The organism is Chryseolinea serpens (genome assembly GCF_900129725.1).
GTDB classification, from domain to species: domain Bacteria; phylum Bacteroidota; class Bacteroidia; order Cytophagales; family Cyclobacteriaceae; genus Chryseolinea; species Chryseolinea serpens.
The window spans coordinates 1,342,685-1,355,346 of record NZ_FQWQ01000002.1 but is presented as its reverse complement, the minus strand read 5'-3'; the positions used below and the strand labels follow the sequence as shown (position 1 = coordinate 1,355,346).

Sequence of the window (12,662 nt, the reverse complement as noted above, 5' to 3'; positions counted from 1 at the left end):
TGAACCGTCTCACCTTCGCTAAAATTTCGGCGAGCGCGTGAGACTCAAAGGAGACGCAAAGTTCTTGTAGAGAGCTTTGCGTCTTTTTTTATTTCGGGCTCTTTGAGGCCCATTCCGTGTTTTTGAATCGTTTGCGGAAGGGGGTGCTCAAATTTTTTTTGGGATATTTTGGTTTTCAATATTATTTAATATTTCTTTGTCTATAGAATAAGTAGACAATTCAACGCCCACCAACATTGATTTGTCCGTAATCAATTCCCACCAGATTGATTTTATAGAAGCGAAGGGAGAGAACAGGAGCTCGACGATCTTCCGGCAATGTCCCCACCAAGAACATGCCATGACATCCTGAGGTAACATTTTTTTTTACGGGACTATAAGATCACTGCGATGAAAACACGTAGGGCGTTTCCATGCTTTCCATCACTCCATACCGGAACCAGCGGCAGCTGTTGTTGTTGCTGTTGATTTTCTCTGAGGTATAACGCCTATACCGCGCGTGCCATCCGTTTTCGGATGGGCGACACTTAATCATCATACATACCTGGCTTCGGATGCACCCGTCTTAACGAGAGACTTGGTGGTATTTCATTACGCGTGGGTGCATTCCGTCGCCGCCAATTTCACAAATCATTAAAAACACTCCACCAATGAAATCTTTTATTTCTGTACTCATTCTCTATTTCGTATTGCTGGGCGCCAGCAGTCTTTTTGCACAAGAGGCTTCCTCCAGGAAGATCGTGATCACGGGTGTGCGCTTTGCCTATCCGTTGGTTGAAAAATGGATCGAGGCCTACAAAGTGGCGAACCCCGATGCGGACATCAAGATCGAACCCCGCACCGTGACCGACCCAACTCAATACGATCTGCTGATCGAAGCCTATGAGCCCGACGATAAAATAAAGGAAAGCCGCGACTTCGTTTACCTGGCGCGTTATTCCCTGCTGCCCGTGGCCAACGCAAAATCGAGCTTTGCCAAAACCTACGCCGACAAAGGCCTCACCAAGGACAAGATCATCCAAACCTATTTCAACGATGTGACCGCCAGCCGCAAGGACGACAAACTGGATCCGGCGTCATACACCTTGTATACACGTCTCCAAAAAGCCGGCGCGCCCATCACCTTTGCGCACTATTTCGGCTATCAGCAAGCCAACATCAAGGGACGCGCCATTGCCGGCGCCGACGAGCACCTGATCAAGTCATTGCTAAAGGATTCTACGGGAGTGTCCTATGGCGTGCCCGGATTGCTGTACGACGTGAAAACACGTAAACCGCTCGAAGGCCTTGTCATCTTGCCGGTTGACGCCGACAACAACGGCCGTGTTTCAGACAATGAGAAATTCTACGATAACCTGGACGTGGTGTTGCAAAAAGTGGAAGACGAAGCGCCCAAGAATATCCCGGTAGAATACCTGCATTTGTCTATCGCGAAAAACGGGGCCAATCCTGAAGCCTTGAAGTTTCTCAAGTGGGTGCTCGACAATAGCCAGGATACCCTGCACGATTTTGGTTTCCTGAAACCGGAGCCCAAGCGCTTTTTGCCCAGCAAAGAGAAGTTCGACGGTGTCGCCATCAATTAATGTAATCAAACAACCATCCCCAATAATCCATTTTTATGAAGAGAATTTTACTGGCGACATCGTTCGTGTTGCTATCGCTTGGGTCGGCCCTGGCCCAGGAAGTCATTAAAGGAAGTGTGAAAGATGAAGATGGTGGTCCGCTGCCAGGTTCGTCGGTCTATATCAAAGGCACCACCAATTCGGTTCTGGCCGATGCCAACGGCGAGTTTTCGTTGAAGGCCGGCAAACAATTTCCCTTTACGCTCACCGTGAATCTTGTCGGCTACAAAGCGCAAGATGTCGACATCTATGAATTGCCCGAAGAACCATTGGACGTGACGCTGAAGATCGACAACGTGCTGGACGAAGTGGTGGTGGTCGGCTACGGTGAGTTGAGACGCAAGGACATTACCGGCTCGGTCGCTTCTGTTCCCGTGGAATTGAAAGCACAGCCGGTGAGTTCGCCTGAGCGTTTACTGCAGGGCGCCACTGCCGGGGTCACCGTAACCCAAACCACCGGTCAGCCTGGCGGGGGTGTTAGCGTGCAGGTGCGTGGCAACAACTCCATCACCGCGGCATCCGATCCTTTGTATGTCATCGATGGTTTCCCCATTAACAACGATTACAGTGTCACCGACGCCGGTGTGGTGGACGGACCCAAACTGAACCCGCTGTCTTTTTTAACCCCCAATGATATTGCCGACATCGAAGTGTTGAAGGATGCTTCGGCCACGGCCATCTATGGTTCGCGCGGCGCCAACGGTGTGATCATGGTCACGACCAAAAAAGGAAGCAAGACCGATCGCTCGTCCATCGTGTATGATGGGTATTACGGTGTGCAGGATGTGATCCGCACGGTGCCGGTGTTGAATGCCCGTCAATGGTGGGAGTTGCGCAAGGAGGCGTATGTCAATACACCCAACGGAAAAGCCCCTACGCTTCCGGCCGCGGGAGCATTCAAATACGACACGATTGGTGAAGGAACCGACTGGCAGAAGGCAGCCTTCACGCAAGCCGCCGTGCAAAGTCACAGCCTTTCCATCTACACCGGTTCCGAGCGCACGGCACTGGCCATTTCCGGCAACTACTTCAACCAGGATGGCGTGTTGAAAAACACGGGATTCAAACGCTACGCTATGCGGTTTAGCATCGATCATGAGGTTAACGAAAAATTCAGGATCACGTCCTATGTCACCGCGGCGCAAACGCTGGGGAAGATTGCCCCCAACGCCATCGTGCCCAACCTGCTCCTGACCTCACCGGCCATCCCGGTTTATGATACGCTGGGCAACTTCGTGAAGAATACTTCCACGGATTCGCCGCTGCAGAATCCGATCAACTCGCTGCTGAACCAGGTCAACGAGTCGCGTACGTCGCGTTTGCTGGCCAACGTGGCGGGGGAATACAAACTCATCGATGGCCTGGCGCTGAAAGTGTTGTTGGGAACGGATATTGTGTACAACCGTCAGAACCGGTACTTGCCCAACAGCACCTATGAAGGCAATCCCTCGGGGGGGGTGGGTACGGGGGGTATCGCTACCATCGGGTCGCAATTCACCACCAGTTGGTTGAATGAGAACACGCTCACCTATAGCAAAGTGTTCAACGACAAACACAACCTGAACGTCGTGGCCGGGTTTACGGCACAAGCCTCGAAGACGCAAGGGGAAATTGCCTCTGCCGCCGTCTTTGCTTTCGATGATCTCACGTACAACGCCCTTCAAAACGGAACCGGTGCCCGGACACCAAGCTCCTCGTCGGTGAATTGGCAGCTGGCCTCCTTCCTGGGACGTGTGAATTATGTGTACAATGAAAAATATTTGCTCACGGCTACCTTGCGTGCCGACGGCTCTTCGCGTTTCGGTTCTGGAAACAAATGGGGATACTTCCCTTCGGCAGCTTTGGGATGGAATGTGAATGAAGAGGAGTTCCTGAAAGACATCCGCCAGATCAGCTTCCTGAAACTTCGCGTCAGCGTGGGTACTACGGGTAACCAAGGCATTCCGCCGTATTCTTCCCTGGGACAGATCGCACCCAACCGCTACAATTTCTCCAATACGACCGTGCAAGGCTATGCACCGCTATCGGTAAACAACCCTTCCCTGGGTTGGGAAAAAACCTTCCAGACCAACGTTGGTTTTGATTTGGGTTTGTTCAATAACCGCGTGAACCTGATCGTCGATGCCTACAACAAGAAGACTACCGACCTGTTGCTGAATGCTGCTGTTCCGGGCACATCGGGTTTGTCCTACTACGATCCCAACACCAACCCAAGCCAGCAATCGACGGTTTACCAGAACATCGGCGAGGTGTCAAACAAAGGGATTGAAGTTGCCCTGAATACGCAAAATGTAGTGACCAATAATTTTCATTGGAACAGCATCTTCGTTTTCTCCAAAAACGTCAACAAAATTGTAAGCCTTGGTCCGGGTGTGGATCGGATCATTCCTACCATCAGCCAACCCTCGGTCTTGCAGGTAGGCGCTCCGGTAGGGTCCTTCTATGTATACCAGACGGATGGCATCATTCAAGCTGAAGAAGCCGGCGCTTCCGCGCTCACGCCCCAGGCCAATAAAAGCGCCGGTGGTCAGAAGTACAAGGACATCAGCGGTCCTAACGGTGTACCCGATGGTGTGATCACGCAAGCGTACGACCGCGTGCTCATCAAAAATCAACCCGGCACCAACTTCGGTTTTACAAACACGGCGAGCTATAAGACTTCCTTTGGCGATTTCGACCTCACCGTATTTTTTCAATCGAACGTGGGCGGCAAGTTGTACAACAACAACCGCGCGACGCTGGAATTGGGCACGGGCTATTACAATGGATCGACCGAAATGCTGAACCGGTATACACCCTCCAATACCAACACCGACGTGAAGGAAGCCTACCAGGATCCTGCCGTGACGATCTCCGATCGCTTTATTGAAGACGCTTCCTATTTGCGGTTGAAGAATTTGACGATCGGCTATACGTTGCCGACAACCTGGACATCGCGCATCCATATCCAGCGGTTGCGGATCTACGGCTCGGCGCAGAACATTGCCACCTGGACGAACTATACCGGTTACGATCCGGAGGCGAGCTTTTCGGGCCAGTCGCTCGTAAACCGCGGCATCGACAACGGCGTGTACCCCAACTCTAAAACGATACTGGGCGGCATCAGCCTGACTTTCTAAAATCATTACAGACTTTCTACAGATAACGATATGAAATCTCTTAAATATATTTTTGCCCTCAGTGGATTGGTTGCGCTGCTCGCTTCCTGCGGCAAATTCCTGGAAGAAGATCCGAAAGGATTTGTGACCACCGATAATTTTTACAAAACGGAAGCCGATGCTGTAAATGCGGTCACGGCAGTATACTACCTCCTGAACCAGGGCGGTAACTCGGTGCAAACGCCGTATAACACCTTGTTCAACACCGGCCTCAACTTCGAGTGCGACGATGAATTCCCTGGCCCCGGCGCCACGAACCCCGACGTGCGTTCCATGGCTAACCTGCTGCACACCTCCACGAACCTCCGTGTCTATGAGTTATGGCAGCAGCATTATGCGGCCATCAAAAAGGCCAACCTGGCGCTCGACAACATCCCTGCCATGACCACCGTGGGTACGGCATTGAAAAGCCGCCTCCTCGGTGAAGCCAAATTTCTAAGGGCGCTGTGGTACTTCAACCTGGTTCGCCTATATGGTGATGTGCCGCTCATTACGCATGTACAGAGCGGGATAACAGCCACGGACTATGCGATCGAACGCACCCCCTCGGCACAAGTATATGACCAGATCGAACAGGATCTGAAGGAAGCCGCCGACGCGCTACCCAATTCTTACTCCGCACCCGACGTGGGACGTGCTACAAAAGGTGCCGCCATTGCCTTGCTGGCTAAAGTTTATCTGACCAAAGCTTCGCTGCCCCTAAACCTCACGGCACACTACCAGGACGCCGTCACCACGGCAGAGAAAGCACTCTCGCCCGCAGAAGGTGGCACAGGCACGTTCGGTTACGCCTTGCAGACCGACTACTCGAAAGTTTTTCTGCCGGCGTTCAAGAACAATTCTGAGCATATCTTCTCTGCACAATTCAAGTCGGGTTCCAGCTCCAGCTTCCTCACACAAGGCAACAACCAAAATCCCAGGTCTATACGCACGCAGGTTCCCGGTCTCGCCGGTTCCTATGCCGATCAAACCTGGTTCTATACCGTAGACGATGCTACCAAGCCCGGTGGTAAAGACAAGTTTTTCAGTGTGTTCAAATTGTACACCTCCAAAGACAAACGCAGGGACGTAACCTTCGTGACCAACTTCAAAAGTCCAACCAATGGCAAGAAGTATGGTGCATTGAACGACCCGGCCATCTCCGGTCACAAGGTCGACTCCATTCCTTACTTCAATAAAACATGGGATCCCGCTACAACGGCCTTCACCAGTGAGTCGGCTGCGAACGTGGCCATCATCCGCTATGCCGAATTGTTGTTGATCCACGCGGAAGCCGAGAACGAATTAAACGGCCCCACAGCGAAGGCCTATGCGTCGCTTAATAAAGTGCGCAACCGGGCTGGGTTGGACGACCTCACCGCGGGCCTGTCGCGCGATCAATTCCGCGACTCACTGTACCTGGATCGTCGTTTGGAATTGGTGTTCGAATACCAACGGTGGTTTGACCTGGTTCGCCAGAAAGACGCAGGGGGCAACTCCATCTTTGTGAAGACGCTGCAGGCCGCCGGCAAGCCGAATGCCCAGGACAAACATCGCCTGCATCCGCTGCCGCAACAAGAGATCGAATTGAATCCCAAGCTGGAAGGCCATCAGAATCCTGGATATTGATCGATGACTATTGAGAAAGAAATTGAAGATAAAGATTAAGACGTCGTGAAAACGACATCCTGCTCCTCCGTTGGTGGCGGAGTGAGCAGGAGCTTAATCTTGCCACATCAAAACAAAAAAAGTATGACTGCTTCCGATGTAACCCTTTTAGCCCGGAAGATCCTTGTGGGGATCGTTGTAACGCTTGTTCCTTTCCTGATCCTGTTTGGTGGACTTTGGTTGACGAAGAGCGTGCTGAACAAGAGTCGCGAGGGAAATTCGGTTCAAACGACAAAATAAAACGCATCGCCTATGAAAATGGAATCACACATTGCCAACCGGATCGTCAGAAATGTCCTGTTGAGCGTTTTCATCTACGCATTGCCTGTATTGCTCATGTTGCTCACGTTCTACTTCACCGGCCAGAGGCCGTGGGAGAAGAAGCCGGTTCCCGCTGCTCAAGGTTCAAAGTAACGCTATCAACCTAAATCAACCCTATGATCAAATTCATCGAAGCCATTTTTCAAAACCTCAGCACGTGGGGACTGCCCGTGTTGATGCTCATCCTGGGTATAGTCGAATTCTCGTTCGGTCTGTACAAAAAGCATTGGAACACCAATGAAAAGATCCTGGACCTCGTGTGCTACACCATACCGCGTATTGTCGTGCGGCCGTTGGTAACGTATTTCGCTTTGAAGTTCCTGCCCTATGCGTTGCCGGGGTTGAAGGATACTTTCAGCTGGGTGCCTTTCTGGTGGGGCTTTGCCATTCTTTGCGTGGCCGATGACCTGACACAATACTGGTATCACCGCCTGCACCACGAAGTACCCTTCCTGTGGCGGTTTCATCGCACGCATCATTCGGCGCCCTACATGGGGATGGCCATGGCCAGCCGTCAGAATGTGATCTACACGATGTTCTTTTCGCAAACCTATCTCACCACGGCATTGGTTTACCTGGGACTGGGATATCCCGCGTTATTTGTGAAAGGGATCAAGTCCATCATCACTACGCTCGCCCACTCCAGCATTCCCTGGGATAAACCTTTTTATGAGAAGAAATGGCTTCACCCTGTGGCTTGGGTATTGGAGCGCACCATCTCGACACCGGCGACGCATCACGCGCATCACGCCGACAGCAACGACGATGGCATCGGGCATTACAAAGGAAATTTTGGCAACATGTTTTTCTTGTGGGATGTGATCTTTGGCACGGGACTCATCACGCGTCAGTATCCCAAAGCGTATGGCATCAAACATTATCAGCAGGAGGAATGGTATGCCCAGTTTCTCTGGCCGATCCTGAAATCCAAAAAAGAAGGCAGCGAACTGGCGGCCAACGGCCCGATGGTAAAAGAAGACGATGCCGCTGTTCCCGCGACGGCGGAGGAAGCCCCCGCTAAAATTGCAGTGTCTTCCGAATTGAAATTGACTTAATACAACCTTATCACCCCAAACCCCAATGAAAACCCCATTTCGTTCCGGGTATAGAAACCTGAAGTTTTTATCCCTGGCTTTGGTAGCGGCGCCATTCTTTTTGTCGCCTGCCTTAGGACAACAAAATCCGGATGCTGCCTGGAAAGGAAAGATCAGCAAATCGGCAAAAGACTCGCAGCCGTATAAAGTCGAATACGTGAAGAAGGCGGCCGCCAATTCGCCTAACATCGTGTGGATCATTTTGGATGATGTGGGCTATGGTGCGACCAGCGCGTTCGGGGGATTGATCCAGACCCCTCATCTCGATTCACTGGCCAACCAAGGCCTGCGCTACACCAATTTCCATACCGCCGGCATCTGCTCGCCCACGCGCTCGGCCTTGCTCACGGGCCGCAACCACCATTCGGTAGGCATGGGGTTGTTCCCCCATTTTTATCTCTCCGCCGATTACCCCGGCTACAACGGCCACATCCTTCCACAGAAAGGCACCATCGCCGAAGTGCTTCACGAAAATGGTTACAGCACCTATCAACTGGGCAAGTGGCACCTTACACCCGATGATGAATCGACCGACCTGGGTCCGTTCCTGCGCTGGCCTTCCGGTAAGGGCTTCGATCACAACTATGGTTTCCTGGGAGGAGCCACTGACCAGTACAAGCCAGACCTGGTGGAAGACAACCAACACATCAAATCCGACGGCCGCCACCTGAATGAGCTGTTGGCCGACAAGGCGATCAGCTACGTTAAACGCCAAAAAGAACTAGCGCCGGAAAAACCTTTCTTCATCTACTATGCTACCGGCGCCGGTCATGCCCCGCACCAGGTAGACAAAGTCTGGTCCGACAAGTACAAAGGCAAGTTCGATGAAGGATGGGATGTCTATCGCGAGAAAGTGATCGCCAACCAAAAGAAACTCGGTGTGATCCCCGCCAATGCACAGTTGCCACCGCGCGATCCGTATCTGAAGGCATGGAAAGACCTGCCTGCGGAAGAGAAACATTTGTATGCGCGTTTCATGGAAGTGTATGCCGGCTTCCTCGAAGAAACCGACCACGAGATCGGACGCTTCATCAATTATTTGAAAACCTCCGGCCAACTCGAAAACACGGCGGTGTTTGTGATGATCGGCGACAATGGTGGTAGTAAGGAAGGACTTGAGTACGGTGTGACCACCAAGTCCATTCGCTTTGGTGCTGACGCGATCACGCGCGACGAATACAAGAAGTTTATCCTGGGCGAATACGATAAGATCGGAACCAAAGAAGTGGCCAGCGTAGCCAACTATCCCCTGGGCTGGGCGCAGGCCACGAACACGCCTTTCCGTTTGTGGAAGAGCGATGCCAACGCCGAAGGAGGCACGCACAACCCGCTCATTGTCTACTATCCGAAAGTAGTGAAAGAAAAAGGCGGTATCCGAGAACAATACTCCCACCTGATCGATCTGTTCCCGACAACGCTGGAGCTGACGGGCGTGAAACAACCGGAAGCCATACAAGGCATCCAGCAGGATCCGTTGCACGGCACCAGCCTCGCCTTCTCGCTCAACGACAAGACAGCGGCCACGCGCCATACGCAACAGTACTATTGCATTTTTGGCAACCGGGCCATTTACAAAGATGGCTGGAAGGCTGCAGCAGCACACCATCCTACTTCATTGGAGTTGTTCACCTACAAAGGCGAAGCCAAGCCGGCCATTGAAAACAATCCTGAAAAAGAAGTTTGGGAACTCTACAACCTGAACGAGGACTTTAATGAGTTGAAAGATCTCGCAAAAAAATATCCTGAAAAATTGAAAGAACTGAAAGACCTGTTTGATGCGGAAGCGGCGAAGTATAATATCTACCCGCTCATCGATATCGAACATGCCGCGGAGCGATACAAACTTCAGCCGCCGCCAAAAGCGCCGGTAAAGACCACCGCGTCGAAGTAACAATGTGCCCGATGGGCGGAGGTAATTGCCATTCCTTCGCCCATGGTGGATTTCATGCCGATGGCCTCGCGTGAGTGAGACCCATTCGGACCTGAATCAAATACAATCTTAATTTTTTCTAACAAGAACATAGTCATGAAAAATATACTTGCCACCGCGCTGATGGTCACCACCAGCGCCACGCTGCTGATCGCGCAATCGGACCCGCAGCAACCCTACCAGGGAAAGATCGGAAAGACCCTCGCAGAGACGCAACAGTGGTGGCCCGAAAAGAAAAAAGCCCCCGAAGGAGCACCCAACATTGTATGGATCCTGCTGGACGACATCGGCTACGGCGCCATCAGCACATTCGGCGGACTCGTCCAAACCCCGACCCTCGATTCATTGGCCAACCAAGGCCTGCGCTATACAAACTTTCACACCACGGCCATTTGCGCGCCTACACGCGCAGCCCTGCTCACGGGACGCAACTCGCACTCCGTGCACATGGGTCTCTTCCCGGAGAACGCCGTAGGGACACCGGGTTACGATGCACGCATGCCGTTTGAGAAAGCTACTGTCGCTGAACTCCTGAAGGAGAATGGGTACAATACCTATGCCCTTGGTAAATGGCACATCACGCCACTCGCCGATCTCACCGCCGCCGGACCTTTCAACCGCTGGCCTACCGGCCGCGGCTTCGAACATTTTTATGGCTTTCCCTATCGCGGAAGCCAGGATCAATTTCACCCGCAGCTTTGGGAGGATACCCGTCGTCAATATGAAGACACCAAAGGCAAGCATCTTAACACGCTCTTAGCCGATAAGGCCATTCAATATCTTACGGAACAAGAATCGTCGGCACCGGATAAGCCGTTCTTCTTATATGTAGCACCGGGCGCAGGTCACGCGCCCCACCAGGTCGCCAAGGAATGGTCTGATCGTTACAAAGGAAAATTTGATGCGGGTTGGGACAAGTACCGCGAGGTGGTTTTGGCAAACCAGATCAAGTTAGGCGTTGTGCCGAAGAACACTGTACTTCCACCGCGTAATCCCGGCATCAAAGACTGGAACACGCTTGGCGCGGACGAGAAGAAATTATATGCACGCTTCATGGAAGTGTACGCAGGGTTCCTCACGCAAACGGACTATGAGATCGGAAGGATCATTAAATACCTGAAGAAGACCGGTCAGCTCGACAACACACTCATCTTTGTTTCCGTGGGCGACAATGGCGCCAGCAAGGAAGGAACGTTTGTGGGCGTGGTGAACAACACCGACCCATCACTGACGCAAGAGCAAGTGTTGCAAAAAAATATTCAGAACATTGACCTGATCGGTACGGAGTTCTCCAAAGTGAATTATCCACTGGGTTGGGCGATGGCGGCCAACACGCCTTTCCGGTATTGGAAACAAGATGCCAACACCGAGGGAGGTACGCGCAACCCGCTCATCGTTTTCTATCCGAAAGGCATTAAAGAAAAGGGTGGCGTTCGTCATCAATATGGTCACGTCATCGATGTGTTGCCGACCACGCTCGAGTTGATCCATGCGCAAGTGCCCGCGTCGATCAACGGCTATAAACAAGAACCGATCGAAGGCACCAGCCTGGCGTATAGCATCAACAACGCGGCGGCTCCTTCGCAGCACGCCGTCCAGCACTATGAAGTGAAGGGATCGCGCTCTATTTATAAAGACGGCTGGAAGGCCGGCGCCCTGCACAAAGACGGCGAGGACTTCAACCAGGACAAATGGGAATTGTATAACCTCAATGAGGACTTCAACGAACGGACCGACCTGGCGGCAAAGTTCCCGGAGAAGTTGAAAGAACTGCAAGAACTCTTTGACAAGGAAGCCTACAAATACAATGTATATCCTTTGAAAGATCTGGCCACCCCCATTGTTGGTCCTACGATCTTCGATGGACGGAATGTCATCGTGTTCTATCCCGGATCGTCCACCATTGTGGAACTGGCGGCTCCTGACCTGAGAAATAAATCGTTTAGCCTTACGGCGGATGTGGAAATCCCTGCGAAGGGCGCGGACGGTGTGTTGTTCTCCACCGGTGGTCGCGACAACGGCACGAGCTTCTTTGTGCAGGATCAGAAGCTGAACTTTACCTATAACTTGGGATGGACGAAATTCAACGTCACCTCGTCGGCCAAGGCGATCACGCCCGGTAAAGCCTTGTTGAAATTTGATTTCAAGTACGACGGCGGTCCGAGGAACTCCGGTGGCACGGGCACATTGTATGTGAACGGCACAAAAGTAGGGGAGGCGCGTATTGATAAAACCTCCAATAGCATCTTCGGACATGAAGGCTTGAATGTGGGCTTTGATGATCTCACGCCCGTGTCGGATACTTACAAAGTTCCGTTTGCTTTCAGTGGCACCTTGAATAAAGTCACCGTCGAATTAAGACAACCTGAAACGGCTACTGTAACCGGAGGGAAATAAGAATGAGGAGGAATATGTTATTTGCGGCTGTATTGTTCGGCTGCGTTGCACTCACAGCCTTTAAGCTGACGGAAGGAAACGAACGCGGATCGCACGAGATCGACGCGAAGGTGAAGGCCGAGGTGTACAAGGTGCTGGACGATTACATGAACACTTTCAACGCGAAAAACTTGAAAGCGTGGGAAGCCACGTACCAATTTCCCCACCACCGGCTGGCCAGTGGCAAGATGAATGTGTTGGAGAACGCGGGACTTCGCGATTCAGCCAGCGTATTTGTGCCCTTGCAAAAAGGCGGCTGGGATCACAGTGCATGGGATCACCGGAACATCGTTCAGGCATCCGACACCAAGGTGCATGTGGACACACGGTTCAGTCGTTATAAAGCGGACGGTTCCAAGCTAGGTGTTTACGAGTCGCTGTACATCCTCACGAAAGAAAACGGACGCTGGGGCGTGAAGATGCGCTCCAGCTATGCCGAATGATGCTTTGTTAA

The 12,662-nt window shown here is 52.1% G+C and carries 9 protein-coding genes; all 9 read left to right on the top strand.

The genetic code is table 11. The annotated features are described in order from the left end of the window. Window positions 1-650 precede the first annotated feature (650 nt). The 9 genes from BUB30_RS19625 to BUB30_RS19595 all read left to right on the top strand — a co-directional run bounded on the left by BUB30_RS19625 (window position 651) and on the right by BUB30_RS19595 (window position 12,651). Window positions 651-1,583: a hypothetical protein gene (locus tag BUB30_RS19625; RefSeq protein WP_073137156.1), complete on the top strand. Its 933-nt coding sequence runs from the start codon at window positions 651-653 to the stop codon at window positions 1,581-1,583. A gap of 35 nt (window positions 1,584-1,618) precedes the next feature. Then, complete coding sequence (locus tag BUB30_RS19620; protein WP_073137154.1) at window positions 1,619-4,741, top strand: SusC/RagA family TonB-linked outer membrane protein; 3,123 nt, start codon at window positions 1,619-1,621, stop codon at window positions 4,739-4,741. A gap of 30 nt (window positions 4,742-4,771) precedes the next feature. Next, window positions 4,772-6,388 (top strand): RagB/SusD family nutrient uptake outer membrane protein, encoded by a 1,617-nt coding sequence (locus BUB30_RS19615; protein ID WP_073137152.1) that lies wholly within the window; start codon window positions 4,772-4,774, stop codon window positions 6,386-6,388. Between the two features lie 123 nt (window positions 6,389-6,511). After that, complete coding sequence (locus BUB30_RS35220; RefSeq protein ID WP_178377154.1) at window positions 6,512-6,667, top strand: hypothetical protein; 156 nt, start codon at window positions 6,512-6,514, stop codon at window positions 6,665-6,667. 12 nt (window positions 6,668-6,679) lie between these two features. Further along, complete coding sequence (locus BUB30_RS35215; RefSeq protein WP_178377153.1) at window positions 6,680-6,841, top strand: hypothetical protein; 162 nt, start codon at window positions 6,680-6,682, stop codon at window positions 6,839-6,841. 23 nt (window positions 6,842-6,864) lie between these two features. Next, window positions 6,865-7,803, top strand: a complete 939-nt coding sequence (locus BUB30_RS19610) for a sterol desaturase family protein (RefSeq protein ID WP_073137150.1) — start codon at window positions 6,865-6,867, stop codon at window positions 7,801-7,803. Between the two features lie 25 nt (window positions 7,804-7,828). After that, entirely contained in the window at window positions 7,829-9,733 is a 1,905-nt protein-coding gene (locus BUB30_RS19605) for an arylsulfatase (protein ID WP_084138242.1), read from the top strand. A gap of 135 nt (window positions 9,734-9,868) precedes the next feature. Beyond that, window positions 9,869-12,169, top strand: a complete 2,301-nt coding sequence (locus tag BUB30_RS19600; protein ID WP_073137148.1) for an arylsulfatase — start codon at window positions 9,869-9,871, stop codon at window positions 12,167-12,169. Window positions 12,170-12,171: 2 nt separating this feature from the next. After that, window positions 12,172-12,651, top strand: coding sequence for a hypothetical protein (locus tag BUB30_RS19595; protein ID WP_143164988.1), 480 nt, complete (start codon window positions 12,172-12,174; stop codon window positions 12,649-12,651). The last annotated feature ends 11 nt before the right edge of the window (window positions 12,652-12,662 follow it).

What these genes read in the sequence shown, in the direction of transcription:
- BUB30_RS19625 (WP_073137156.1), top strand. Translation starts at nt 651, where the DNA reads ATGAAATCTTTTATTTCTGTACTCATTCTCTATTTCGTATTGCTGGGC.
- BUB30_RS19620 (WP_073137154.1), top strand. Translation starts at nt 1,619, where the DNA reads ATGAAGAGAATTTTACTGGCGACATCGTTCGTGTTGCTATCGCTTGGG.
- BUB30_RS19615 (WP_073137152.1), top strand. Translation starts at nt 4,772, where the DNA reads ATGAAATCTCTTAAATATATTTTTGCCCTCAGTGGATTGGTTGCGCTG.
- BUB30_RS35220 (WP_178377154.1), top strand. Translation starts at nt 6,512, where the DNA reads ATGACTGCTTCCGATGTAACCCTTTTAGCCCGGAAGATCCTTGTGGGG.
- BUB30_RS35215 (WP_178377153.1), top strand. Translation starts at nt 6,680, where the DNA reads ATGAAAATGGAATCACACATTGCCAACCGGATCGTCAGAAATGTCCTG.
- BUB30_RS19610 (WP_073137150.1), top strand. Translation starts at nt 6,865, where the DNA reads ATGATCAAATTCATCGAAGCCATTTTTCAAAACCTCAGCACGTGGGGA.
- BUB30_RS19605 (WP_084138242.1), top strand. Translation starts at nt 7,829, where the DNA reads ATGAAAACCCCATTTCGTTCCGGGTATAGAAACCTGAAGTTTTTATCC.
- BUB30_RS19600 (WP_073137148.1), top strand. Translation starts at nt 9,869, where the DNA reads ATGAAAAATATACTTGCCACCGCGCTGATGGTCACCACCAGCGCCACG.
- BUB30_RS19595 (WP_143164988.1), top strand. Translation starts at nt 12,172, where the DNA reads ATGAGGAGGAATATGTTATTTGCGGCTGTATTGTTCGGCTGCGTTGCA.